This window comes from Streptococcus sp. 27098_8_148, from assembly GCF_041432105.1.
In the GTDB taxonomy this organism is placed as follows: Bacteria; Bacillota; Bacilli; order Lactobacillales; family Streptococcaceae; genus Streptococcus; species Streptococcus parasanguinis_AE.
In genome coordinates this window covers 186,715-211,305 of record NZ_JAPVYY010000002.1, presented here as the reverse complement: position 1 = coordinate 211,305, position 24,591 = coordinate 186,715, and the positions used below count along the sequence as shown (strand labels likewise).

Genomic DNA, 24,591 nt, shown 5'->3' with positions numbered 1-24,591 from the left:
AAAATTTTCTAAAAATTGAGTATTTGTACTATTATACAATTTTTTGGCATAAATGAAAAGTACCAACAGTAGGAAAAAATCCTGATTCTAAGACCAGGATTCTTGATGGTTATTTATCATAAATAGCTCTTTAGTTCAGGTCATAGTTCAAGTCGCTTAAATCTTTCTTACCTTGTGTTTCTTCAGCAAGGAATGGAACTTGATGGATCCCCTTTACACCTGCTACGATAGACGCTGGAAAGGAAACAATTTCTTGATTGATGTGGCTGACATTACTGTTGACAATTCGCTTCGCTGCAGCAAGATCTTCATTTTCGTCAGCAATTTCCTTTTGCAAGGCCAAGAATTGGTTAGAAGACAAGAGCTCTGGATAGTTTTCACCGACTGCACGAATTTGTGCCAAGACATCATTTTGATTGGTAATAACTTGGTTAGATTCTTGTATAGTCGCTCCTTGGCGTAAAGCAACTAAATCAGTAAAAATCTGTTGCTCGTGTTTGGCATAGGCTTTCGCTACTTTTAGCATTTCCGAAATGGTATCATAGCGTTTTACGAGAACGATATCAACGGTTCTCTTTGATTCTTCAATGGTTACTAGATAGCGATTGAGGCGATTTCCTACACTAATAAACCAAATGGCCAATAGGGCAACAAATAATAGAATGATTCCAATAATGAGGTTCATGATGCTTCTCCTTCAAAAATTGCTGTTATTTCTTTAATTAAAGCTAGTTCTCTGCATAATTTATGATATTCAGATACCAAAGATAGTTGATCAATATCTTCTGGTTTTTGGGGGGTCGGAAAGATATAGCGATCGGTATACAAAGAAATAAAAAGTTTCTTGTCTTTCAAAAATACACACATGGCATTTTGAGAAATTTGTCGATCAAACCATTCCAACATCTTAGGGGTGAGAAATTTACGGGCAGACAGTTCATCTGTACAGTAGATATTGTAATTCTCGTTATTGCGAATATCCTCGGTTTCAATTTGAACTTCATCTCCTCTGGCTCCAGGATAAATCCCATTCACCTCCCTCTTAAAAAGAAAGGATTTCTTGGTTGGCACAACCCGAAGATGACCGGAGAAATTGATCGGTAGACATAAAGAGAACACTTGTCCAAGGAAATCTGTAACTTCCACATGTTCCGTCCTCGTATGTCCATTAGATGTCCGGTAACGAGTCTCCGTATGATGGGCATAGAGATTTGACACCGTCAGCTCTTTGTCATCATGAAATGATAGCTCTTTAAAACATAGAAAATCAGTCGACCGAGGACATAAATGCGAGAGAGCTTCAGAAGGGATGGAACCGTCCTCTTTGATCGAAGCCCGAGGAAAAACTTCCTTTAATACAGGAGACAGGATATCATCAAGATAAATCTCATCGTTCGAACGAATTCGATCCCCAAACAAGGCTTTTCGTTTTTTATATTGCGGCCAATAATACAAACCAGCCACTAAAAGGATCAAAGGAATAGCTGCAAAACGCAATAAAATGAGAGACAGTATGGCGCAAATAATACCAAAGGATCGCAAAACATTCCACTGAAGATTGTTCTTCATCTGTTCTCGAATCAATCCGATAGCATCCTGAAATGGTTTAGAGTTTTCAAGCTCTTCAATTTTTTGCGAATAGTCTATAGATGCTGAATCATTAGAATGATAGAAATCTCCCAATCAACTCCACTCCTTTCTGACCTAGGCACTTTACTATATTATAACACCAACATAACTTTGTAGCAACTGTATTATAATAGTTTTTGGTTCTTTGAGGAAACAAAAAAATCCTGATCCGAAGACCAGGATTCGAGGCACCTTTCGGTGAGAACAGCAGGTTCACACAACTGTTCAAGGTCCGCTCCTGCGTTACAATTGAATGTAGACCTCCTCAGCGCAAAAGGCTCCAAAGGAGCCAATCGACTCATCGCATGAATCTAGTTTACCATGAACATCCACAAACTGTCAAGAAGGTAAGTACTTGCTTCCTTCCCGAATGCTTAATGGTGACAACTGATCTCGATAGCGGTCGATAAAGGCCCCTACCCAATCCGGATTGACCTTGGAATAGTTGCGTAAGCTCCAGCCAATTGCCTTATTTATAAAGAACTCGCTTTGACCTAGATTATTGAGGATCACTTTTTCTAACAAATCCGTATCTGTTTTTTCTTTCCTCATAAGCTGGTGATCAATGGCAATCCGCCTCAACCAAAAGTCCTGATCCCTACTCCAATCCAGCATAACCTGTTTGGTTTCTGGATATGTGAAAGTAATCTCTCCGATGATGCGGTCCAACTGATCAATACTATCCCACCAGGACTTGGTTTGAGCCAATTCCTTTAGCTTTGGAAAATCTTCAGGTCTAAGCTCCTTCTTCTTTTTATCCAGATAATCCATAGCAATATATTGAAACTCACGGTAAGGTTGCTGCCAACACTCTTCCACAAAAGTCCAATCAATTGGATCCTTTATGAAGGGTTTAAAAAACTCTCTTTCAATCTTTTTGAGAATTGGTTTTTGAACGCCAAGAAAGCTGAATTTATTTTTCATATAAGCTTCCATTGCTGAGACTTTCGCTGGATCAGCTTGGTTTTCTAACAATTTCAAAAGAATTTTTGTATCCATATGATTCCTCCTTTTTTACATCAAAGGTCCAATCAAAGAAAAAAGATAGCCACCCAGACGATGAACCATAGGCATTTTAGATAAACTTTCTAGAGTGACTTCCTCTGATAGAGCCTGGGTTTTCTCAAAATCTTCTTCAATCTTTAGCACTTCCAGAGTTTTGTAGAGATAGACCCCATCTTCAAAATTTTGATAGAGACTTCGGTAGTCTGTATTAATGCTTCCTACAACAGCTTGTTGGCTATCAGAAACATAAACCTTAGCATGGACAAAGCCTGGGGTATAACGGAAAATACGGACGCCAGCATCCAAGAGGGCTTTAAAATAGGTCGTCGCAATATCAAAGGCATACTGTTTATCTGGAATACCTGGCATAATGATACGAACATCCACACCTCGTCTGGCCGCGAAAGTCATAGCTCTAACCAATTCGTCATCCAAGATCAGATACGGCGTCATGATGTGAACATAATTGGTCGATGTATTCAGTAAATGAAGATAAACATCCTCAGCCACCTTATGATAAGTCAATGGAGAATTGCCATAAGGAAGAACCAAGCCCTGACTCTTTCTTTGTTGAGGTTTTTCTTGTAGATAGTGCTCCATATCCGTTTTATCTTCTATTCCAGTCACTGTCCACATAGTCAAAAAGAGAGCTTTTAGCGTTTGAACTGCTGAACCATCTAAGCGAAGGGCCGTGTCCTTCCAATGGCCAAAGCGTTCTCGTTTATTAACATACTCGTCAGCGATATTAACGCCACCAGTATAAGCAACTTGACCATCAATCACTGTAATCTTTCGATGGTCTCGGTAATTGTAATAGGTTGATAGAATAGGCTTGACTGGTGAGAAGGCCTGAGCTTTAATACCAACCTTGTGCAACCGCTCGATATAATCGTAGGACAAGGTAGTCATCTCATTCATCCCATCAAACATGACACGGACATCAAGACCTGCCTTGGCCTTCTCCTCTAAAATGGCTAAAATCTCACCCCACATGATCCCTTCATCAATTATGAAATATTCCATGAAGATATAACGCTCTGCCTTTTTCAAATCCTCCAGCAAGGCTGGAAGCATGTCATCTCCAAGTGGAAAATAGGTAACCTCTGTGTCTCTGTAGATAGGAAACTGTGCTGGACTATGCTCCAAAAAATAAGCTAATTTCTGTAATTGGCAATCACTTTGGGATAAATAATCAGCAACTTCTGGACCGGTGCTTAAATGGTCGGAAGCCTGCACTGTAGCATCCTCAAGCCGTTTTTTCAAGCGTCTCACACCCAAATCAGCTAACGAAAAGTAAAGCAGAGCCGTCCCAAAAATTGGAAAGAGGGCAATGATAATCACCCAGGACAGTTTGGAACGAGAATCCATGGAACGATTGAGCAAGTAAAAGAAGGTAAAGACACTCAACAAGTGTTCCCATAAGATAATGGATGGGAAATGCTCTTGTAGACTGAGATATGAAAAGACAAGAAAGGCCAATTCCAGTAAGAAGAACAGAAGAATGGGAACCTTTCGGTTAAGTAGAATTTTGGCCCATCTGGAGGGCTTTTGAGGTAACAGCCTAGCACTTTGTTCTTCAGTCATAAAGGCTCCTTTCATGTAGGGGAGACCATCACAACTTTCCGGTCTCTTTCAGTAATTTTATTAGTATCATTTTAGCCTATGAAAAAGTCAGGGATAATTAACTATTGCGATTTACAAATGTCGTGATTTCTACTGTATTTTTCTCACCGGCCCTTCGATCGTCTTTTGCATCCAGACGATATCATGCCATTTGTTAAACTTATAGCCAATCTTTGGGAAATGAGCCACTTGGACATACCCTCGCTTTTCATGCATGGAAATGCTCGCTTCGTTCGGAACTGCGATACAAGCCAGAAAGCGTAAGTAGCCTCGTGCTTGCAACTCCTCTTCTAAGGCAGTATAAAGGGCCGATCCGATCCCTTGTCCACGCGCTTCTTTTGCTACATAAATAGACAATTCAGTGGTCCAATCATAGGCAGCGCGTGCATAATAGGTCGAAGCATAGGCATACCCCACAACTTTCCCATCCACTTCTGCGACCAAATAAGGAAATTGGGTCAGCGTTTTTATGATGCGACTTTCAAATTCCTGGACAGTCGGTACATCAACCTCAAAGGTAATGGCTGTCTCTGTTACATAAGGTTGGTAAATCGCTCGGATAGCTGCTGCATCGCTGAGCAGAACGGGTCGAATCATCATGGTGGCCTCCTCATTAGATTATACCTAGTATACCGATATGCCTCCTCACTGTCAATGAAAGTCTAGCAGCAAGCAAAAAATCCTGGAAATGTATCCAGGATTTCCATCCTTCTTAAACCGTTTGACGTAACCCCATCATCCGGTAAAGGAACAAAGCGCTCGGAGCTTTCAAAAAGCTCTTTTGCTTGGAATTTGTTGATTTTAGCACATAGTTCGGTTTGACTGTTTCAGTGACTGTCTTTGCTTGTTTTAGATTCAGGCCGGTTTGTTTTTTAGACGGTTGAACTTTCGATGGTTGAAGGGAAGCTTTCACTGCGCCTGCTTGAAGGGGTTTTTCTTTCACCTTCAAGGCTTGTCCAACTGGTTTTGAAGCAGGAGCAGATAGTCCTGCTTGTGCTGAATGAGAGAGTTGACTCATGGTTTGATTGTTTCTGACTTCGACATGGTTTAGGATACCTCCATTTGGATTGAGGTGATCGGTCACACCTGTATCAAATGGCGCTACAAATACATTGTCCTCAATTGTGACATTTTTAATATCTCCATAGCGCGTTTCAACATCAATCGATCCACGATCCTTGTTGTAGATATCGCTCTTCGTTCCTGTGCGCTCCAAGAGATTGTGGTGAACCCGAATCCCTTCTTCATTCAAATCAAAGTTATGGCCCTTAAAGACAGTCGTCAAGCGAATTCCAGCATCACCGATATTCTCTTTAATCCGATTGTAGGCAATCTCATGGCCTTTTCCACCAAAGATCCCAACACCACCAGCTCGCCAACCGAGTTCAATCGTATTGTGCAAGAATTTATTATTTTCTGCTACTGCCGATTCTGTCCCATCCGCAATACTTGACCAGCTGGCAAGTCCGTCATCTCCATTTCCACGAATACTCGAATTGCGGACAATCGAATTCTTAGTCCCTTGGGCAAAGTTGACCCCGTCAGCCAGGTTATTGCGCAAACGGACATTTTCTACCACTAGACCATCTGTGTACTTCATATCATTTTTTCCAGCATAATCGCCAATCCACATGCCGACTTCAAAATGTTCGGCCCAAATATCGTGAATATGAGAATTCTTCCCTGGCGTTCCAGAAATGGCCTTGTACTGAGCATTTTCACCATAGCGTGAACGAAGGTTGGAGGACAGATAGACATCGCTAAATTCAACATGGTTGTCTTGGTGAAGGAAGTCAAATCCACCACCACCAGCTTGGTCACTAGTAAAATGCAGTTGGGTATGCCAGATACCAGCCCCTGAAATCTTCATATCAGAAGCATCGATACCGACTTTTCGATTGAGATTAAATCGCCCAGCTGGGATATAGACATTCTTTCCGGTTTGTTTAGCTTCATAAATCGCATCATAGAGAGCCTGGCTGTCATCAGTATCGTCGTTTGGCGTAGCTCCTTTAGAAACAATATTGATAGCATTATCCCCTTGAGCAATCGGGTCTGGAGCTTGCTCAAATTCCACAAAGTCAAGGCCGTAATGGACGTCGTCTGCTTTGTTTTTTACGAGTGAAACCACATCTCCTTTTTGAAGTTGAATGCCTGGAAGCAGGCTATGCACTTCGTCAAATTGGAAGCGGGCACGTGTATCAGCCTGTGCACTATCGTGTACACCTTTGTCATTCAAATACTGCCAGTTAGATGAGGACGAAAGATCCAATTGTTGAACACTATGACCATTCACCTGTACATCGAGTTGTCCACTTGCGCCATCTGGTACCGTGTAGCGTACGGTTAAAGCATTGGCTGGTTCATTGACCTTAAAGGAAACACCATCTCCCTTTTCTTTTAAAGCGACATAGGTCTGATCAGAAGCTTCAATAGCTGTTGAGTGACTGTCTTGAGACTGCTCTACCTCTGCCTTTCCAAGGAGGTTTCCTTTGTCTGCTTCATAACGGGTGTAAGGCATAGATGCTCCATATTGGCTGGTATCTACTTGAGAGCTTGCGGGATCCGAAGTTGTCGCTTCTTGCCCTTGTGTTTGGACTTGTGCTTGCTCTCCAACTTGATCAGCTGCCACAGATTGTCCAGTCAAAAAACAAGCCCCCATGATCGCAATCACGACAGAAAAGACTCCAAGCTTAGACTTGCGAATGCCAAAAACGATATCTTTGTTTAAATGATTCATCACACATTTCTCCTTTTATTTTTTACAACGATTCTATCCTAATAAAAATTATCATGACAAACAAGGTAAATTGTGTGAATATTCTGTATCAATTTGTTGCAGAAATGTTAACCTTTTTATGTAGTAATAAAAGTGAGTAAGAAAAAAGAGGCTGAGAATGCTTTCTCAAACCTCTTATGATGACACGAGCTTATTCCGCTTTTTTATTTGAAAATTGGCTATTGTAGAGCTCATAGTAGAATCCTTTGTCTGCCAACAAGGATTGGTGATTTCCTTGCTCGATGATTTGGCCATCTTTGAGAACAAGGATTTTATCTGCTTCTTGAATGGTAGACAGGCGGTGAGCAATGACAAAGCTAGTCCGCCCTTTCATCAAATTCTTCATGGCTTTTTGAATCAAGAGTTCTAAACGCGTATCGACAGAAGACGTCGCTTCATCCAAAATCAAGATTTTAGGATCGGCCAGGAGCGCACGCGCAATGGTTAGGAGTTGCTTTTGCCCTAGAGAAATATTGCTAGACTCCTGGTTCATTTCCATGTTGTAACCACCGGGAAGCGTCCGGATAAAGTGATCGACATTGGCTGCCTTTGCAGCTTCCACAATTTCCTCATCCGTTGCCTCGAGATTACCAAAGCGAAGGTTTTCTTTGATGGTTCCTTCATATAACCAAGCATCCTGAAGCACCATTCCGAATTGTTTGCGGTAATCTTGGCGAGATAGATGACGAATATCATGACCATCCACTGTAATCGATCCTGCAGTCACATCGTAAAAGCGCATCAGCAAATTAATCAGGGTTGTTTTCCCTGCTCCAGTCGGTCCGACAATGGCCACCATTTCACCTGGTTTGACTTCTAGGTTGAAATCACGAATCAAGGGTTTATCCGCTACATATTGGAAATCCACGTTTTTAAAGCTGACTTGCCCTGTCAAATCTCCAGAGAGGGTTTCTGTCACATCTGCTACTTCATCTGGTTCATCCATGACTTGGAAAATCCGGTCTAGAGACGATTTGGCACTTTGTAGCTGTCCTGCCAATTGGGTCAAGTTTTGAATCGGTTGGTTGATCTGCCAAACATATTGAACGAAGGCCTGCATATTCCCGACAGTCAAACGACCTGCTATCACTTGCAAGCCACCAAACAAAGCGATAATGAGATAAGTCAAATCTGAAATCCCATTTAAAATCGGCATCATTAAGCCAGAAATGAAATTAGCCTTGAACCCTACTTTTTGAAGGTGATGGGTAATATCATGAAACTCTTCCTGGGAAGATTTTTCCCGAACGTAGAGCTTAAGGACATTAAAGCCTGTTAAATTTTCTTGCACAAAGCCGTTCATTGCTCCCAAAACATCTGCCTGCTCTTTAAAGTAAGGCTGAGATTTTTTCATGATAAATCGAGCACTGAAATAGGTAATCGGAATGGAAATGATCACCACCAGCCCCAGCTGGATGTTTAAGTACAAGACCATGCTAATGACAAAAAGCAAGGTAAAGATAGCGTTAACGATTTGTAAGAAGGACTGTTGTAAGGCATTCGAGACAGTTTCGACATCGCTAGTAAAACGTCCTAGCAAATCTCCGAACTGATGCCGGTCAAAATAAGAAACGGGAATGTGATTGATTTTATGAGACAAATCATTTCGCATGTCCTGAACGGTCTTTTGAACAGCATTGGTCATGAAATAGTTGGAATAATAAGATCCCAACTCATAGAGGACCCCACGGAATAGATAGAGCGTCATAATGATCGCAATATAGGATGTATTAAGACCAGCTCCTGCAAGGCCTTTTGCCATATCCATGAGATTTTTTGTCAACTCAGTAATGGCAAGCCCCAAAACAAAGGGTTCGACCACACTCATGACGACACTCAGGATTTTTAAGAAAATGGACAAGCAAACTTCCAAGCGATAGGCTCTCAAATAGGTCCATAGTCTACTAAAACTGTTTTGTTCTTGTTTCATCTGCTTCTCCTTTCTATTCTTCTGTCAATGATGGACTATCGAGCTGCGAATTGGCAATTTCACGATAGATCTCATTGCTTTCCATCAATTCATCGTGGGTTCCTCGACCGACGATCTCCCCTTGGTCCAAGACAATAATTTGATCCGCATCCATAATGGTTCCCACGCGTTGCGCTACGATCAAAACGGTCGCATCTCCTGTAACTTCTTTGAGACGCTTGCGCAAAGTGGCATCCGTCTTGTAGTCTAAGGCAGAGAAGGAATCATCAAAAATAAAGACATCTGGATCTTTGACAACGGCACGAGCGATGGACAAGCGTTGTTTTTGACCACCTGAAAGGTTGCTACCACCTTCTGCCAAATGCGTATCAAAGCGCTCCTCACGACTGTCGATAAATTCCTTGGCTTGGGAAATTTCAGCCGCTTGTTCTAGCTCTTGTACAGAGGCATCTTCTTTCCCATAACGAAGGTTCTCAGCAATGGTTCCCGTAAAGAGCAAGGCCTTTTGTGGAATAAAACCAATCTTTTGGCGAAGGGCTTTCAGATTGTAGTCACGGACATCCACGCCATCCACCAAAATCTTCCCTAGGGTGACATCATAGAATCGAGGAATCAACTGCACAAGTGAAGATTTCCCAGAACCGGTCGAGCCGATAAAGGCAATGGTTTCGCCAGGTTTGGCTTGAAAGGAAATGTTGTGAAGAACTGGACTCTCTGTCTCACCTGGATAAGCAAAGGTGACATTGTCAAATTCCAAATAGCCACGAGATGCTGTTTCTGTTATCCCATTCTCATTTGGATCGATCGAAATGGGCATGTCCATGATTTCCTTGAGACGCCGGCTAGAGACCGCAGTCCGAGGATACATGGTAAAGAGATTGGCTAAAAAGAGGAAAGATAAGAGCGCGTGGAAGCTATACTCAATAAAGGCAACCAGATCCCCAATTTTCAAACTACCGTCATGAAGAGGATCCAAAGCAAACCAGACAATCGCCACAATCATAGCAATGATGATCTGCACAAATAGAGGTTCTGTCAAACCAGTTAGTTTGAACAATTTATTCGAGTTTTCCGCATAGACTTCGTTTTCAGCCGCAAATTTATCCTCTTGGAATTCTTCACGAGCAAAGGCACGAATCACACGAAGTCCAGTCAAATTTTCACGCGCAAACTGGTTAAGATGGTCGAGTGTCTTTTGTTGCTTCTCGGAAAGTGGACGTGTCTTAACTGCTACATACCAGACGACGACAGCAAGAAATGGTACTGATACCGCTACAATCCACGCTAAAGAAGGACTGGTCGTCAGAATCAAGAGAACACTGGAAACCATCATCAAAGGTGTGATGACCCCCATCTTCAACATAGAATCCGCAAACTGCATCAAAACAAAGGCATCAGAAGTCAAGCGAGTGACCAATGACGATACCCCGATTTGCTCATACTCGTGATGCGAGTACTCCTGTAACTTAGCATAGAGGTCATTGCGCATATCTCGGACCATGGTGGTCGTTAGCTGGCCAACCGCGTAAGACAAGATAATCCGCCCCACAATTCCAAGCAAAATAATCGCAAACATGACCCAGCCCCAGAAATACAGCCGATCCACATCACGCGAGTTAATCCCTTCATCAATCATGCGAGCTAGAATCGTTGGCAAGCCCAAATTGACAATAACAAACAGGACCGCCGAAAATAGATTCAGGGCTAGCCACTTGGGATACTTTTTCAAGTAAGACCAAATATATAGCATAGATGATTCTCCTTTTCCATAAATAATTTCCTAGATCATACAGAAAAGAGGGAGTGAGACGAAATCATTTTCAAAGAAAATCATTCCTGCCCCAGTCCCATCTGTAGTCTCATTCATTATACCAAACCAGCTATAAAAGTAAAGCAAAAGAGCAGGTTTTCCTGCTCTTCATTTAGTTTATTTTGTACGTTTGAATTTAGCATTTTTAAGAAGCGACGATGCAAATTGATTCGTAGATTCTTGATCTTTTGTAAAGCTAAATGTTAGGGTATCTCCATTAATCTTATATCTAACCTTCTCACCTTTGTCTTCTAGCGCACCAATTGTTTTAGTTTTTTGATTAACTCTAATTTCTGTTGAATCTGTAGTTTTATGGCCTGGTCTTTTAGTTTTAATAGTTAAATATCCTTTTGAATCGTTAATATCAATGGACAACTCCAAGGAATATTTATTGTTTAGAGAATCAATATCTGAACTGGAAGCTCCTTGATCTTTAAGAATTTTCTTCATTTCTGCTGTAGATGGTTTGTAAACATAGGTTCCGTTGTCACCTTTTGCACCACACGCAGTTAAAAGAAAAATAGCAAAGAAAGCTACTAGAGCCAAAAGAAACTGTTTAAAGTTTTTCATAATTTCTCCTCATTTCATAGAATATCCCTATTATAGCAACAATTCCATTGCATCGCAATGAAATTGTTACATTATTTAGTTTGACTGGGTTCAAACTATTGCTATTAGATAAAAATCAAAAATTTAGTTAGAATTCTAATAGATAATCATAATAAATACACATAAAAAGGTAGGATTTAGATCCCACCTCTATTAACTATTTAACTTTTTTAAACTTAGCAATTTTCATGTAGTTATTAAACATGTCTGTGTCACCCATTAAAGAATTCTTCACATCCTTAATCGTTAACACATTTCCTGAAACTTGATAAGTAATTTCCGCTTTCCCATACTCATTTTCTGAGACAAGAGTTTTAGCTTTTTGGTCTACTTCCAACTTAATCACTTGATTAACATTTTGACCACCTGCATTCGTGTCTACTTTCATCTCGCCTTTCTTATCCTTAATTGTAATAGAAATAGTAAATGAGTAATTATCACCTATCAAAGATTGAAATTCACTTGGCATAATTTCTTTGATTTCATCTTTAGTAGGCTCAAACACGTAAGTACCGTTGTCGCTTTTTGCGCCACAAGCTACCAAAAAGACTGCTGCAAAGACAGCTACAACAGCTAACAAAAGACGTTTAAAATTTTTCATCATCTTCCCCTTTATGATATGATTTATAGCCATTATAGCAACAAATTAGCAACATCTCAAGGGAATATAGCAAATGTAAAATCATTGTAACATCATTAAAACTGCACTATTTAGTAGGTTTAGAGAAAATAAAGAGAGCTACACATGTTAGCTTTATAAAAGCCCTCTATTCACATTCTATCATCATTATTTTCAACGACAAAAAAACCGAGGCCTAAACCTCGGTTTTCGTTTTGATTGGAAACTCTATTATTTAAGAGTAACAATTTGCAAATCCTATTTTCTCCCAGTATTAGTGGGTTAATTCCTCAATTTTCAACTCTGGCAGGAATTTGGTAGGTAAATTGATAATCCAAGATTATCTAAACTGTTTGTAATCTCTTCTGAAATTGTTGAATCACCTGAATAATACCAATGACTATATGTATTCAACGTGGTTGACTTATCAGCGTGTCCTAATCGATATGAAACATATAAAGTATCCTTATGTAACACATTTATAAGATAAGATGCATGACTATGTCTTAATCCTTTCCCCGTAATTTCTGGTACACCAGTAATTTTAGCATGCCTTTTTATTATCCTAGAAATTGTAGACTTACACAAGGGGGCACCAAAACGTGATATTACATAATCTTTATCATCATTCTTGATTTGAACTTCTCGCCATTTTTTAAGTATTGTAATCGTAAAATCATCTAAATCAATTTTACGATCCCCTGCTACTGTCTTTGTTTGTTGTTTAGCATACCATACACCGTTTTTGTCTTTCTCAATTGTCGAATGAACATGAATCCATTTACGTTCAAAATCAATATCTTCCCATTTAAGAGCAATACCCTCACTAACTCTTAAGCCAGTCATAAAATATAACCAGATCGTCATGTAATTATGGAGTCCCTCATACTCACTAATATCAAAAGAGTTTATTACCTTCTTAAATTCATCAAATGTCCAAAATTTTGTATCAGGATGCTTTCCTCTAGGATTATCTAATCCTTTAAAAGGAACTCTATCAATATAACCCAATCTTTCTGCATAGCCCAGACATGCTTTAAATCTAGACCACATATTTTTAGCATAGTTACTAGAATACTTGTCTATAATAGCTAAGCGAAATCTTTCACAGTCAATAGTACTAATATCTGATAATTTTTTACTACCAAATTGCTTAATGAAAAACTGATGATGTGGTAAAGCGGTCTGATAAGTTACAAATTGAACTTTTTGTTGGTAATATTTTAAATAAATCTCTTCCATAAACTCTCTAAAAGTTAGAAAACTATTATTAATAGTAGAGTTCACAAATTCATGTTTTAAACGAAGTATCTCTTCATATGCTTCCTTAAAAGAATTAAACGGTAGTCCCTGTTGATTTTTCCTTCCTTTCTTTTGAATTCTTTTCCCAGTTATTGGATCAACTCCTAATTCAATTTGAAAATAAATTTTTCCTTTTGAATCTTTGTATACACCTTTATATTTCTTTGTCTTTGATATAACCATTTTTCTCACCTTCTATATCTGAAAAAGAAATACCAATTAAAATTTCTACAATATTTTTAGGAGCAATGCCTAACCTCTTATTATCGAAAGGTGAACATCCTAATTGTACCGCATTCTTATCATTTTTTCTAGCTTCTTCAAACTTTTTTACAGCAATCTTTTTTGCTTGTCTAATAATATTTCTCGATGTGTGCTCTGGAAAACCAATCGCAACTAAATCTTTATAGTTTACTGTTTCCATGATTTTACTACTTCCTTTCTTAGATTTTTTCACCTCCATGGCATGACTGATGAAGTCATCATAAGAATTTCACTTGCTGCTCTTTTACGATGGCAGCCTGAACGGTCAGAAGTATCATTGTATATCATTTGTATCATGGCATATAAAGTATCGCTCTATTTTATTGATGGTTTTAATATCGCTCTTATCATGGCGAGCCATTCAAAACTGCTCCACAAATGAGGAAAGTACCATTTTGGACTATTCAATTGTCAATGTGCTTTCTTAACCTAATACTTTTTGGAGTAATGGTCTTCTTTATTATCCACTCGACCTACAAGGTAATCTAAACTTACATTATAAAAATCTGCAAGTTTGATAAGGTCATCTATAGAGATTAATCTGGTACCTGATTCCATTTTAGAATACGCTGATCTTGTACAATTTAAGATTGTTTTTGCAACATACTCTTGTGTCAAATCAGTATCCTCGCGTAAATCTCCAATCCTTTTCAACATCTAATGTCTCCTAAAATAAGTATAGTATAGTTGATTTCTTATTTTATGAAATGTGACAAATTGGCACACGAAAGTCTTTTATACATACTTATTAGGAAAGTATTTACTCTATATGTATCTCTTTTTCCTTGTTGGATTTCATATTTTGTTTTTTCTTATATTTCTTTATTGTTTTATTAAACATTTCAAATAAATTTATTGCTTCTCTATGGTGTTCCTTCAGTGTTTCAATCTTTCCTTTATATATGCATAAATCCTTCTCTATTGTATCTACTGAACTTTTACCTTGAATACTATTTTCTAAATTGCTAGAACTATTTGTCGTATTATTCAACAATACTTCCTCTAAATTAGTTAAATCATCAATTTTATTTTGGACTTGTTCAATCATATTCTCTAGATATGATATTTGGGCAATGAAATCATTTGTTATATCTTCAAAATCATTCGAACTATTTTCCGCAGATATAAGAAAATCTAATTGTTCTATTTTTTCTTTAATTTTGCTAAGAGAAATTCTTCTATACATATACTGCGTTTCATACTGAAGATTAAATTGTCTAATCAAAGTTTTACCTTTCATAAAGCGATTTTTTTCTGCTGAATCTTTATGATATACATAGTAAGAACTAGTTTCTCTGAGAAATACTTTAACTTTTTCTTCTTCCATAGTGATTTGAATATTTGGTACAAAAATAAGTCCTTCTTGTCGGATACCAAACTGTACCTTAATGTAAATTCCATCGTCTACTACTTCTTCTATTTGATTAAGATTCAACTCTACTTCAAACTCATGAACAGCATCCCTATTTCTCTTGAAATCTTGATAGGATTTCCATACCACCTCTTCTGTCGGCAACTTTTTTTCTTTAATTAGCTTTTCTTCATTGTAAAGCTCAACTAAATTTTTATTATCTAAGACAAAAGTTTCATTTTTGTTATTAAAATAGTCTTGAAAATAACTAACACTATACTGATTCGATTTTACCAATTCCTGCTCTGAAAGCTTAATCCCATCAAACTCAAATAGAACATGTTTTGCTTTCGGAATTATTTTTAAGCCAAAAAATTCTGCTTGTTGAATCAATTCATTCATATTCTTCATTTTTGGAAGCAAAAATTCTAAGATGTTTATGATTTCCCTTTGAACAAACTTTTTCTTAAAATATGTTTCATTATAAGGTTGTTTTCTATTCAATTTATTATCACGTACGAGTTGTTTCATATTTGAATCAGTCATAAAAAAAGTAACATGCTTGTGTCTAAAATCAATTTTTAAATGTAAAGCTTTTGCTTTTTTCTTGAAATCTTCAAAATTTTTCGAGTTCTCGATTAGAAAATATATTCGTTGTTTTATTTCATATTTGTAATTTGTTTTGCGATAAACTTCATACTGATGATGAGAATAACGATTTTCTATAATTTTTGCGCCTACAATTTTTGAAAGACGATCTGAAACCATTCTTAGATTACGTTCTGCTTTATAATCCCATAGAAATTTTTTATCAGAATTCTGATCAATTGAATTTAGGATGATGTGATTGTGGATATGATCTTTATCGACATGAGTTGCTACAATAAAACGAAATCTACCTGCTGTCAACTCTTTAGCTGTCTCATAACCAATTCGATTGATTTGTTCAGGAGTGAGATGGTCATCTGGAGAAAAGGACTGAATGATGTGATGAGAATGAATTTTTCGTTGATTTACTTCTTGCCTATCATGACGAAATTCATAAAGAGTATCATTACTTAAAAAATTATCATTGTACATCTTCACTAGTTCTTTATAACTAGGAAAATCTAAATAATTTCTCATACCAAAATCTGAAACTAGTGTTAGATTTTTTGTTTTACTTGGATTCAAAATATATTTGATTAGTTTACTACGATAATTTTTTCCATGAATCGCAAAGTGTTTAGTGATGACCATAAAATTTCCTCAATTTTTCAGATCGAATAAGAAAATCTTTCTCCACTTCTACTATTAACTCTTCTATACCTTTTCTCAACTCATTTAATTCAACTTCCGTTATTAAATTCGAATAATTTATGCTTCTAGCTATTTGATTAATATTATTTCCGATTCGTTTTAATTCAAAAATCAAATCTTGATAACTATTTGTATCAATGGTGATAAAATTTATACCAGGATCTAGTAGAGTTCGTCTAGCATATTCTGAGAATGATAAGCAGTTACTTTTTGAGATATTTTCATTTAATTTGACTAATTCTAGGTCAGATAAAAAGACTTTTTTTAAATTTGTTCTATATCGGTGCTCCACTCTACTACCTCATGTATTTGTTACGAAAATCTTCACTAAGAGGACCTGTTTTTTCTACCTCTTTAATTAATTCCTGAATACAAGTTAACAAAATAGAAACATGTTCGTGAGTAACCTGATGATTTGTTTTAGCAATTATGAATACTTCATGAACATCACGGCTAATTTGTTCCAACTTTTGTTTTTTCCAAAGGTTGAACCATTTTTCTATCTGTTTTTGTCCATTAGACAATAGTAAGCTTTTACGGAGAAAATCAGAAAAATTATCCTCTCCTTTCTCTCTCATTAAATCTAGTATTTGTTTTTCTTCCGTTTCTGTTAAGCGAAATTGTTTCCGAATACTACGTATATCTCTTTTCATATGATTTTTCCTCCTTCATTGATACCTGTACTGACAATGTAAGCTTACAGACACTGTCAGTACGTTTTACAAAATAGATTCAACATTTTTGTAAGGCTTTGCGAGCTCAGATATTGTGTCCACAATATCCCAAATATCATATCGCCTGCCATTTCAAACCTCACGGTTCAAAAAAACAAACGATATGACAATGTGGTGGCACGCCCCCAAACCCCCAAGATAAATCTAAATTAAAAAAAAGTATAACAAATACTTTTTGATAAAATTATCACAGAAAAAGAGCCCTGTCGGACTCTTACAAATTAAAACAATGTCTCTGATATTCATACTGTCTAATGCCACTACTGTCTTTGTTCATCTTGATAGAAAAAACAAAGTAATGATCACGACCGTCTAAAGATTTGCTTTTATTAAGTTTAAAATAATGTTTTTGAGACATAGCCATTGTGCGTAAAATGTCATCAGTGATAAATGTTAATGGTATATCTAAAGCTGAATACTTGTAAAAATCTGATTCAAACCGTAAATAAGAATCCGAAAAATAATCTAGTTGCAATTTATCATCATATAATTCTTTCCGATTCATCTAGACTCTCTCCTTCTATCTGAATATCGAGTATATCTTCCCATTTTAATCGTAGAAAACCAGTGTCTGTTTTAATAGATATAGACTCTTTTCTAATTTCTTTTACAATACCTGATACTACTTTTCTTCTATTTGAATGCTTAAAAACAAAAGTTGCAGGGAATACATTCGTATAAAGTTGACGAACAAATAGAACTTTCTCTTCCATTGATAGGGAAATGGAGATATCATCTTTATTTTTTTCTTCCCAAAGAGAACTTGAATGCTCTGACAAAAAGAATCCCATCCACTTAGCCATTCCACGATCTTGATACTCTCTTGCAGACAAAAAAGGTAAATAAGAACGATTTATCATTTTAGCCCATCTAATCCTCCAGCTGAATGTCCTCCGATGAGTTTACTCCTTGCAATTGTTCTAGAAGCCTGGTCTAGGGCATTTCCTTTCAATAATGAAGTAAAACCAAATTCTGTTCGAATAGCATCGATTGCGGACTGGAGCCTTTCTTCTTTTTCTATTTTCTCAATATCATCAAACAATGAAATCAATCCAAAAGATTCGTCTACTAAACCTGAATAGTTAACTGCAACATTCCTGATAGCACCTGAAGTATATTTAGTATGAAATAACTTTAAAACGTAGTTTGTCAGTTGTGCTGTTTGATTGGTCGGCTCAATCTTCATTTGAGTATGAATAGATCTCTTCTGTTCCACTTTAGAATACCCTAAGTGTATAGAAACGACTGTTGCTTTTTTGCCTGCTCTTCTCAATCTAACCGCAACTTGTTCTGCCATTTCACGAAGTATAATTTCAATATCTCTTTGCTTTACATAATCTCTAGGTAAAACTTGCGAGTTCCCTATCCCTTTTGACTTCGGCTTATATGGTTTATGAACATTGCTTTCGTCAATCCCATTGGCATGAAACCATAACTCTAGACCCATAATGCCAAGCTCTTTTTTTTATCAAGTCTGGATTAGCCTGTGCCAATTCTTTAATCGAAAAGATACTTAGATTATGTAATCTCTTCTCCATTCGATTTCCAATTCCCCAGAAATCTGTCATTTTAGGAATAGTCCATACTTTCTTTTCAACATCTTCATAGGACCAATTGGCTCTCATTGTCGGAGTTCTTTTAGCTTCATTATCAAGTGCCAACTTAGCTAATAAGGGATTGACATTAGACATACCTACCGTTGAATAGATTCCTGTTTTTCTCCAGATCTTTTTTTGCATTGCAGCTGAAATGATATCTAACTTATCTTTCCGTCCAATACTTTTATCTGACACAAAATAATTTAATGAACTGGTTAAATCAATAAATCCTTCATCAATTGAATAGGGATAAATATCGTCTGGTGCCGCAAAATCTTGAAAGATTTTTTGAATATCCATATTGACTTCAATATAAGTATCCATTCTCGGAGGAACAATCACAGTTGATTTTGCCCATTCCTCAATATAACGGACATAATCTATCGTTGTCGGTAAGCCTTGTTTTCTAGCATTATAGTAAGAAAATTTTCGAGTCTTTATATCAAATGGTAAATCATAGGAACATCCAACATTTGATTTCCCAAATACCTTTTTAAACATAGGAGAGGAAGCAAGGATTAAACCAGCAGAATTATCTGCACGGCTCATAACACAAAGCGAAGTCTTAAGTGGGTGTAATCCTCTATCTACACATTCTACACTTGCGTAAAAAGATTTCATATCAATAAAGGCAATGTCACTTTTAGGTTCGAGACTATAATCAAACCAACTCATACTTAGTCCTCTAAAGGCATAAAGTTCCCAACGATTTTCCCTATAATGCGAGGATTCTCATCATATGGCGCAAACTTATCTGAATAGTTCCGATTGAGTGAAACTAAACGAAGCCCATTTTCTTCACTATAAACTTTCTTTATATAAGTTTGACCATCCCAATCTATCGCATAAATAGCTCCGTCATAATCAAATCCTGTTTGCTTAATAAGAGCAACTGAACCATTTTCATATGTCGGTTCCATTGAATTACCAAACACCCATGATGCAAAGTCATAATCAAATTGATGATTGAAGTAAACTGTATCGTAATTACCATCATCAAAATAAGCTGTTCCTGTACCAGCTGATAATTTTTCATAGACCTTATAAGCAAATCGTTCGGAAACTTCTAAAACTTTGAAGTTTTGATTGTTCAGCAGTTCTTTAGCATAATGAAGTGTTGCTTCTTGATTCCTTTCCGTTAGTTTGAGATAGGTTTCTACTATTTCATACTCTGATTCAAAATATCGAGGGTCTACATTCAAAATCTCACTCAATTTGCTTAGATTATTTTGATTCGGTTTTGTTTTACCTGATTCCCAATTAAAGTACGAAGCTCTACTAATTCCCAAACTGGATGCAAGTTGAGATTGAGATAATCCTTGACTTTCTCTTTTTTCTTTTAATTTAGTAGGTGAAAACATTTGTTCTCCTTTTGTAAGTTTATTAACTAACAAAAGGATACCATAGCTTGTTGAAAAAATCAAGAGTTTAATAACCCCCAAGATTTAAAATAATCATAAACTGTGCTTAATTTGTACTTACATTGTTAGGAAACCATCACTTAAGAAAGTTATAACTTTTGAAAAAGATAAAGAACCAGAAAAAATTGAAAATAAAAAATGGATCGTTTTTTTTTTAATGACGATCCAATAGACTATATTTTAAAACTCATGATCTAACAACCATTTCGATTAGTTAAATCTTTCAATCTTTCTTCTCCTAATTTAAGCATATTCTTCTCTACTTGATTCCATTCTCCAAATAGTAAGTCTTGAAGAATATCTGCTGCTGGAGCTGTATTTTCTTTTGAATCATATACACAACTTCTATCTCGTTGATAAATTTGAATTCTTTCAAAGATAGCTAGTTCTTCCAATTGTCGTGTTTTATCAACTAGATGATTTACAATGAAATCATGATGTTCTTTTGGAGTTGCGCGTGCTTGATTTGGATTGATAGCGTACAATTCTTCGTATCGGATAAGGGTGTTCAGATAGGACAATTCGGGCTTTGTTGCGATTATGACTAATTGTACTTCATATCCCTTACTTTTCAAGTGTTGTGCTGTTTCCTTTGGAACATCAATTGTTCGTAAAGTTCCCTCGATCAAAAGATTGTATCCCAAATGACTCAATTCGGTTACTAAAGACTCTACCATTTTCCCTGCAAAATCTTTGGTGTATTCAACACTATCTTTGCCATATTCTTGCTGCAGTTCTAAATAGTGTGGATGCTGATAACGAAAACTATCGCCATCTATGATAACAATATTTCCTTGAAATTCTTTCTGTTTAATACGATGAATTGTAGTCTTACCGGCACCACTTTGCCCTCCAAGCAAAATCGCTATAGGGTGTTTACTGGGCTTTTTTCCTCTTGTCAGTGAGCGAATGTTTCGCGCTAGAGCATGTTTGAATTCACTATCAATATAATCTTGGATTCCCACTAGGCCACCATCCGTTTTTCAGATATCTCTAACATACGTTCAATTCCATCCAAATAGCCGCTATATCTCTCTATTTCATCAAAAGTTTCAACTAGATAGATATTCGTATGAATCAAATCAGAAAGATCATCACTCATTAAAATCCAAGGATTAGATTCATCATCAATGCTAATTCCCTGACTATCTTGATAACGATAGAGTCGAGATAATAGATTAGCACCTCTTTCTTTCACAATTTCAATTTTTAAAGTCAATTCATAATCTTCAACAGGATTGAGCATTTTATCTTCTCCTACAATATCGACATAAGATACATTAAACTTCTGACAAATGATGTCTATTAGTTCCGTAGAGACTGAACTCGTTCCATTTTCATAACGACTAAGACTATTTCGTGAAATACCTACAATCCGTGCAAATTCGGTTTGTGTTAAGTCATGTGTTTTACGTAAGGATTTTATGTTCTTTCCAATCATGGCAAACTCCTTTATTTTTATAATTCAATTATAGCATAAAAAAGAATAATGCACCAAATTTGGTGCATTATTGACTATTTTTCCTAAATCTCTCTAAATTCTTCTCCAATTGTTCCTTATGAAGTTGATTCTTAGCTTCCTTTAATGTGTCGTCCAAAGTTTCTTCTCTATAAGTTGCTTCTGTTTTTAGTTGTTCTGATCCTTGATCTGGAGTGAAAATGATATCTAGCAGTCGGTCTATTTTTTCAAGATCTTGGACAGACATATCAGATAGTCTATGAATCAGCTTTTTAAATACATCACTATTGTCGTGATTTTTCTTAAAAAGTTTTGTAAACATCTATAACCTCTCAAAAAAAGCAGCCTATCAGGACTGCTTAGTGTAATTCGGAAATCGCATCATAAATTGACTGCAATTTCTTATTGTCTTTATTCTTTGTGTCAATCAGCGTATGTAGCTCTTCAATTTTCTTTTGACTACTTTGAATATCGCTATTGTTATCTGCAATAAGTCTTTTAAGATGTTGCTGATAACTTGTAGTGATATCTGTCTCTTTTCCTGTTCTAACCTCTGTAACTTTGGGTTTAGAACTAGAATTTGATTCCGTCACAGGTGCTTGTTTGCGCTTTTGAAAAGCTGCTTCATAATTTACATCATTACCTCCTTGATGATTTCCAAATAAGGCCGCAATTTTATCTGGATCTTCTTGATTTTCTGATTTACTTTCCAATGGTTGATTAAAATTCCAATCTTTTGTCATTCACTCATTTCATCCTTTCTAAATTCAGAATCATCGAATTGTCTTTCTTTGCCAAATGCATGGTCAAGAGCTTCTTCAAAACTCATGTGACTAATGTTTTGACGCCTTTTGAACGTCGCAAACATCGCTGTCTCCAGTTGCTCTTTGTAAGCAGCTAGTTTTTCTGTCTCTCTTGCTACCTTACTTTCTTGCCTAGTGACCTTTTCTTCTAAGCGTTCAATAATGGTCATATACGATCCTCCTTCATTCTAATATTAGCTAAAACATCTTGATTTTGTTATCACAATTCTAAACATTGAGAGGTTTGTCTTACTGGTGGATTTCCAAATGTCTCTTTTGCATTCTCGATCATCAATTGTAAATCTGATTTCTTTTCTCGAAGAATATCGTTCCAGTCTACTTTTTCTTTCCCAGATTCATTATCAGGTAAATCCAGTAAAACAGGCAATCCAGCTTGAGATAACTTATCAGAAAAATCTTTACCTGCATCATCACAATCTACTGCCAGTGTCAATAAATCAGGATGATTATCAAAATAGCTGGTTGTATCACGAATTGTATTGATTAAAGGCAATAACTTTGAAGGTATTACTGTATCTAAAAATTCCAATTTCTGATTTTCTTCAGCTATCAGTCGTAAAGTTTGATAAGCGACAACAGACCTTTTTAATCCCTCCATAGATACCAAACGAACATCAGATAGATTTTGTTGATGAAGTTCGTAATAGCTCATCAAATCGACGAACGATTCACAAAAGACCAGTCTATTTGGTTTACCAATATCAAAGGATATTCCAATATATCCATGGCTTCCTTTTAGAATCGTTTTCAGCCTCTCTCTAGGAAGAGAGTGATTCTTATAAATCCCCTGTAAGCTTGCTGCCTGCAGCTTGTGACGATGATCAAAGATTTTAAAAACAATAACAGGTTCAACTGTTTCATTTGTTTTCCAGCTGGCTTGTGCTATTAAACCTTGTTGAATCATCCTTTGTACGATTTCTTCTGAAATTCCTCTACATTCTGTTAAGTAATATCTGGCCAGACTACAGTTAGAATCTTCTATTCTCTTTAAAGGATAATAAAAAGGTCTCTCTCTTTTTTCTTGAACAGCTTCTTTTTGAAAAGGTTCTTCAGAAAGAAAGGCTAGAGCTTCTTTAAAGGAAATTCCCTGAACAAGTCGAACAAAATCAATGACATCACCTTGAATATCTCTTGAAAACCATTTAAAAGTATTGGTAGTTGAAAAAATCCGAAATGAATCGTGTTCAGGATGTTCATAGACACTGCTCGAAACTTGTTTAAAGGAGATACCTAAACGATTGGCTACATCAAGAATTGAAATTTGCTTACATTCTTCTATTTCCATGCAATATCATCATTTTGTTGTAGTATTTGGTAATGATGGAACAGATGAGGATTCTTCTAAAGTTTTGGGAGTTGCCTTATCTAAATCATCTAACCCAGATTTCCAAACCTGTACTTGGTTGACCAATAACTTACCAGGTAGTTTAGAATAGGACAATTTAACAGTTCTGGTTTCTGTTTGATTTGTCTTTGATTGGTTGGCATTCTTTAAATCAGATACATAGGTTACATTATAAGAGACCATGGCAATGGCTTGATTCGTAGTCTGATTGACAAAGATATCTGCTTTTTCAAAATGATAATCCAAAATATAGTCCTTATAAACTTGGTTCATGGCATCATTTTGACTTGACAATTCTTGAGAATAAGCTGATTCAGTCATATAAGGTTGAATACGTGTATTATTTTCTCCGAGCTTTTCTTTCGTATAGTACTGTGTCAAAAATTCTTTTACAGTATCTGATGACAAAATGCTGGCTTTATCTTCTGCTTGTTTGTCCTCTACAAGTTTAGCTGCAGCCAATTCGATTTCTTTGCGACTTTGTTTAGCAGTAGAATGTTGACCAGCAGTATATCCCATCATGAGAATAAAGCTAGTCGCAGCCACTGCTCCAACACTAATCAAGGCTTTAGTTTTGACTTTATTTAACATCTTAGACCTTCTTTCTATAAAAACTAGGTCAAGAATAACAAAAAGAACTTGTAAGTTTTATCACATCACAACGAAAGGTAATTCCTACATTTCAGGCGCAAAATCGTACAGTTCAGAGAAAAATATCAAAATTAGCTGTCTTCAGTTTATAATATAAATATGAACAAATTAAAAGAAGAAAATTTGAGAAGAGCTCTTTCTCATATTGAACGACATAAACAAGCCATAAATACAAGTAATAATAGTGAGGATAACGATTTTCATAAATTATTACTCCAATTTAGTTATGAAGTATATGAAAGAATCAAGGCTAATAAAAACCTTATCCGAATTTAGATTCAGATAAAGTCTTTTGACAACAAATCTCATGTTATCTCCTTGTTTATTATGACTGAAGGT

At 36.5% G+C, this 24,591-nt stretch carries 26 protein-coding genes and 2 pseudogenes; 1 reads left to right on the top strand and 27 read right to left on the bottom strand.

Annotated elements, in window-relative coordinates; translation table 11 throughout:
* Positions 1 to 130 precede the first annotated feature (130 nt).
* The 27 genes and pseudogenes from O3646_RS02540 to O3646_RS02410 form a co-directional block, all read right to left on the bottom strand.
* Positions 131 to 685: a LemA family protein gene (locus O3646_RS02540; protein ID WP_070673962.1), complete on the bottom strand. Its 555-nt coding sequence runs from the start codon at positions 683 to 685 to the stop codon at positions 131 to 133.
* Positions 682 to 1,683 (bottom strand): DUF3137 domain-containing protein, encoded by a 1,002-nt coding sequence (locus O3646_RS02535; protein ID WP_371610484.1) that lies wholly within the window; start codon positions 1,681 to 1,683, stop codon positions 682 to 684. Before O3646_RS02535 ends, O3646_RS02540 begins: the two co-directional genes overlap by 4 nt.
* 285 nt (positions 1,684 to 1,968) lie before the next feature.
* A complete protein-coding gene (locus O3646_RS02530) occupies positions 1,969 to 2,628 on the bottom strand; it encodes a DNA alkylation repair protein (RefSeq protein WP_320909169.1) in 660 nt (219 codons plus the stop codon).
* Between the two features lie 15 nt (positions 2,629 to 2,643).
* Positions 2,644 to 4,218: a cardiolipin synthase gene (gene cls, locus O3646_RS02525; protein WP_371610483.1), complete on the bottom strand. Its 1,575-nt coding sequence runs from the start codon at positions 4,216 to 4,218 to the stop codon at positions 2,644 to 2,646.
* Positions 4,219 to 4,347: 129 nt separating this feature from the next.
* A complete protein-coding gene (locus tag O3646_RS02520) occupies positions 4,348 to 4,857 on the bottom strand; it encodes a GNAT family N-acetyltransferase (RefSeq protein WP_070449994.1) in 510 nt (169 codons plus the stop codon).
* A gap of 112 nt (positions 4,858 to 4,969) precedes the next feature.
* A complete protein-coding gene (locus tag O3646_RS02515) occupies positions 4,970 to 6,997 on the bottom strand; it encodes a right-handed parallel beta-helix repeat-containing protein (RefSeq protein WP_371610482.1) in 2,028 nt (675 codons plus the stop codon).
* Positions 6,998 to 7,187: 190 nt separating this feature from the next.
* Positions 7,188 to 8,966 carry an ABC transporter ATP-binding protein gene (locus O3646_RS02510; protein WP_371590429.1) on the bottom strand — a complete coding sequence of 593 codons (1,779 nt, stop codon included), beginning with the start codon at positions 8,964 to 8,966 and terminating at the stop codon, positions 7,188 to 7,190.
* A 13-nt stretch (positions 8,967 to 8,979) separates the two neighbouring features.
* Complete coding sequence (locus tag O3646_RS02505) at positions 8,980 to 10,716, bottom strand: ABC transporter ATP-binding protein (RefSeq protein WP_134974372.1); 1,737 nt, start codon at positions 10,714 to 10,716, stop codon at positions 8,980 to 8,982.
* A gap of 177 nt (positions 10,717 to 10,893) precedes the next feature.
* Positions 10,894 to 11,346, bottom strand: coding sequence for a lipoprotein (locus O3646_RS02500; RefSeq protein ID WP_031573157.1), 453 nt, complete (start codon positions 11,344 to 11,346; stop codon positions 10,894 to 10,896).
* A gap of 196 nt (positions 11,347 to 11,542) precedes the next feature.
* Positions 11,543 to 11,986 carry a hypothetical protein gene (locus O3646_RS02495; RefSeq protein WP_155169738.1) on the bottom strand — a complete coding sequence of 148 codons (444 nt, stop codon included), beginning with the start codon at positions 11,984 to 11,986 and terminating at the stop codon, positions 11,543 to 11,545.
* Between the two features lie 315 nt (positions 11,987 to 12,301).
* Entirely contained in the window at positions 12,302 to 13,489 is a 1,188-nt protein-coding gene (locus O3646_RS02490) for a site-specific integrase (RefSeq protein WP_037606781.1), read from the bottom strand.
* Entirely contained in the window at positions 13,461 to 13,730 is a 270-nt protein-coding gene (locus O3646_RS02485; protein WP_037606783.1) for a DUF3173 family protein, read from the bottom strand. Before O3646_RS02485 ends, O3646_RS02490 begins: the two co-directional genes overlap by 29 nt.
* Before the next feature lie 269 nt (positions 13,731 to 13,999).
* A complete protein-coding gene (locus O3646_RS02480) occupies positions 14,000 to 14,227 on the bottom strand; it encodes a helix-turn-helix domain-containing protein (RefSeq protein ID WP_371610481.1) in 228 nt (75 codons plus the stop codon).
* A gap of 103 nt (positions 14,228 to 14,330) precedes the next feature.
* Positions 14,331 to 16,160 (bottom strand): SAG1250 family conjugative relaxase, encoded by a 1,830-nt coding sequence (locus tag O3646_RS02475; RefSeq protein WP_371610480.1) that lies wholly within the window; start codon positions 16,158 to 16,160, stop codon positions 14,331 to 14,333.
* A complete protein-coding gene (locus O3646_RS02470; RefSeq protein ID WP_037606789.1) occupies positions 16,147 to 16,512 on the bottom strand; it encodes a MobC family plasmid mobilization relaxosome protein in 366 nt (121 codons plus the stop codon). The genes O3646_RS02475 and O3646_RS02470 overlap by 14 nt, the downstream gene beginning before the upstream one ends.
* Before the next feature lie 4 nt (positions 16,513 to 16,516).
* Complete coding sequence (locus tag O3646_RS02465; protein ID WP_125394036.1) at positions 16,517 to 16,873, bottom strand: SAG1252 family conjugative relaxosome accessory protein; 357 nt, start codon at positions 16,871 to 16,873, stop codon at positions 16,517 to 16,519.
* Between the two features lie 295 nt (positions 16,874 to 17,168).
* Complete coding sequence (locus O3646_RS02460) at positions 17,169 to 17,459, bottom strand: DUF5960 family protein (RefSeq protein ID WP_037606793.1); 291 nt, start codon at positions 17,457 to 17,459, stop codon at positions 17,169 to 17,171.
* Positions 17,437 to 17,814, bottom strand: coding sequence for a hypothetical protein (locus tag O3646_RS02455; RefSeq protein ID WP_037606795.1), 378 nt, complete (start codon positions 17,812 to 17,814; stop codon positions 17,437 to 17,439). Before O3646_RS02455 ends, O3646_RS02460 begins: the two co-directional genes overlap by 23 nt.
* Positions 17,811 to 19,227, bottom strand: a pseudogene (locus O3646_RS02450) (Y-family DNA polymerase). The gene O3646_RS02455 and the pseudogene O3646_RS02450 overlap by 4 nt, the downstream one beginning before the upstream one ends.
* Positions 19,228 to 19,229: 2 nt before the next feature.
* Positions 19,230 to 19,913 (bottom strand): helix-turn-helix transcriptional regulator, encoded by a 684-nt coding sequence (locus tag O3646_RS02445; protein ID WP_037606799.1) that lies wholly within the window; start codon positions 19,911 to 19,913, stop codon positions 19,230 to 19,232.
* A gap of 254 nt (positions 19,914 to 20,167) precedes the next feature.
* The gene (pezT, locus tag O3646_RS02440) at positions 20,168 to 20,938 is read right to left on the bottom strand and encodes a type II toxin-antitoxin system toxin PezT (RefSeq protein WP_037606801.1); all 771 of its coding nucleotides are present in this window, start codon (positions 20,936 to 20,938) and stop codon (positions 20,168 to 20,170) included.
* Positions 20,938 to 21,414 (bottom strand): type II toxin-antitoxin system antitoxin PezA, encoded by a 477-nt coding sequence (gene pezA, locus O3646_RS02435; protein ID WP_000579622.1) that lies wholly within the window; start codon positions 21,412 to 21,414, stop codon positions 20,938 to 20,940. Before pezA ends, pezT begins: the two co-directional genes overlap by 1 nt.
* A 67-nt stretch (positions 21,415 to 21,481) precedes the next feature.
* Positions 21,482 to 21,754 carry a hypothetical protein gene (locus O3646_RS02430; RefSeq protein WP_037606804.1) on the bottom strand — a complete coding sequence of 91 codons (273 nt, stop codon included), beginning with the start codon at positions 21,752 to 21,754 and terminating at the stop codon, positions 21,482 to 21,484.
* 37 nt (positions 21,755 to 21,791) lie between these two features.
* Positions 21,792 to 22,175: a DUF5945 family protein gene (locus O3646_RS02425; protein WP_002933294.1), complete on the bottom strand. Its 384-nt coding sequence runs from the start codon at positions 22,173 to 22,175 to the stop codon at positions 21,792 to 21,794.
* Complete coding sequence (locus O3646_RS02420; RefSeq protein WP_371610479.1) at positions 22,172 to 22,405, bottom strand: DUF5965 family protein; 234 nt, start codon at positions 22,403 to 22,405, stop codon at positions 22,172 to 22,174. Before O3646_RS02420 ends, O3646_RS02425 begins: the two co-directional genes overlap by 4 nt.
* Positions 22,406 to 22,455: 50 nt before the next feature.
* Entirely contained in the window at positions 22,456 to 23,541 is a 1,086-nt protein-coding gene (locus O3646_RS02415; RefSeq protein WP_125394038.1) for a toprim domain-containing protein, read from the bottom strand.
* Positions 23,542 to 23,550: 9 nt separating this feature from the next.
* Positions 23,551 to 24,192, bottom strand: a complete 642-nt coding sequence (locus O3646_RS02410) for a hypothetical protein (RefSeq protein WP_000933083.1) — start codon at positions 24,190 to 24,192, stop codon at positions 23,551 to 23,553.
* A 159-nt stretch (positions 24,193 to 24,351) separates the two neighbouring features.
* On the opposite strand from O3646_RS02410, the pseudogene O3646_RS02405 reads away from it, so the two are divergent.
* Positions 24,352 to 24,548, top strand: a pseudogene (locus O3646_RS02405) (hypothetical protein).
* The last annotated feature ends 43 nt before the right edge of the window (positions 24,549 to 24,591 follow it).

Bases quoted from the DNA above. Each gene is read 5' to 3' on its own strand.
- O3646_RS02445 (WP_037606799.1), bottom strand. From the start codon at position 19,913: ATGTTTTCACCTACTAAATTAAAAGAAAAAAGAGAAAGTCAAGGATTA.
- O3646_RS02455 (WP_037606795.1), bottom strand. From the start codon at position 17,814: ATGATAAATCGTTCTTATTTACCTTTTTTGTCTGCAAGAGAGTATCAA.
- O3646_RS02465 (WP_125394036.1), bottom strand. From the start codon at position 16,873: ATGAAAAGAGATATACGTAGTATTCGGAAACAATTTCGCTTAACAGAA.
- O3646_RS02505 (WP_134974372.1), bottom strand. From the start codon at position 10,716: ATGCTATATATTTGGTCTTACTTGAAAAAGTATCCCAAGTGGCTAGCC.
- O3646_RS02480 (WP_371610481.1), bottom strand. From the start codon at position 14,227: ATGTTGAAAAGGATTGGAGATTTACGCGAGGATACTGATTTGACACAA.
- O3646_RS02510 (WP_371590429.1), bottom strand. From the start codon at position 8,966: ATGAAACAAGAACAAAACAGTTTTAGTAGACTATGGACCTATTTGAGA.
- pezA (WP_000579622.1), bottom strand. From the start codon at position 21,414: ATGATTGGAAAGAACATAAAATCCTTACGTAAAACACATGACTTAACA.
- O3646_RS02485 (WP_037606783.1), bottom strand. From the start codon at position 13,730: ATGGAAACAGTAAACTATAAAGATTTAGTTGCGATTGGTTTTCCAGAG.
- O3646_RS02495 (WP_155169738.1), bottom strand. From the start codon at position 11,986: ATGAAAAATTTTAAACGTCTTTTGTTAGCTGTTGTAGCTGTCTTTGCA.
- O3646_RS02475 (WP_371610480.1), bottom strand. From the start codon at position 16,160: ATGGTCATCACTAAACACTTTGCGATTCATGGAAAAAATTATCGTAGT.
- O3646_RS02490 (WP_037606781.1), bottom strand. From the start codon at position 13,489: ATGGTTATATCAAAGACAAAGAAATATAAAGGTGTATACAAAGATTCA.
- O3646_RS02515 (WP_371610482.1), bottom strand. From the start codon at position 6,997: ATGAATCATTTAAACAAAGATATCGTTTTTGGCATTCGCAAGTCTAAG.
- O3646_RS02500 (WP_031573157.1), bottom strand. From the start codon at position 11,346: ATGAAAAACTTTAAACAGTTTCTTTTGGCTCTAGTAGCTTTCTTTGCT.
- O3646_RS02540 (WP_070673962.1), bottom strand. From the start codon at position 685: ATGAACCTCATTATTGGAATCATTCTATTATTTGTTGCCCTATTGGCC.
- O3646_RS02530 (WP_320909169.1), bottom strand. From the start codon at position 2,628: ATGGATACAAAAATTCTTTTGAAATTGTTAGAAAACCAAGCTGATCCA.
- O3646_RS02410 (WP_000933083.1), bottom strand. From the start codon at position 24,192: ATGTTAAATAAAGTCAAAACTAAAGCCTTGATTAGTGTTGGAGCAGTG.
- O3646_RS02520 (WP_070449994.1), bottom strand. From the start codon at position 4,857: ATGATGATTCGACCCGTTCTGCTCAGCGATGCAGCAGCTATCCGAGCG.
- O3646_RS02415 (WP_125394038.1), bottom strand. From the start codon at position 23,541: ATGGAAATAGAAGAATGTAAGCAAATTTCAATTCTTGATGTAGCCAAT.
- O3646_RS02430 (WP_037606804.1), bottom strand. From the start codon at position 21,754: ATGTTTACAAAACTTTTTAAGAAAAATCACGACAATAGTGATGTATTT.
- cls (WP_371610483.1), bottom strand. From the start codon at position 4,218: ATGACTGAAGAACAAAGTGCTAGGCTGTTACCTCAAAAGCCCTCCAGA.
- O3646_RS02460 (WP_037606793.1), bottom strand. From the start codon at position 17,459: ATGAATCGGAAAGAATTATATGATGATAAATTGCAACTAGATTATTTT.
- O3646_RS02420 (WP_371610479.1), bottom strand. From the start codon at position 22,405: ATGACCATTATTGAACGCTTAGAAGAAAAGGTCACTAGGCAAGAAAGT.
- O3646_RS02425 (WP_002933294.1), bottom strand. From the start codon at position 22,175: ATGACAAAAGATTGGAATTTTAATCAACCATTGGAAAGTAAATCAGAA.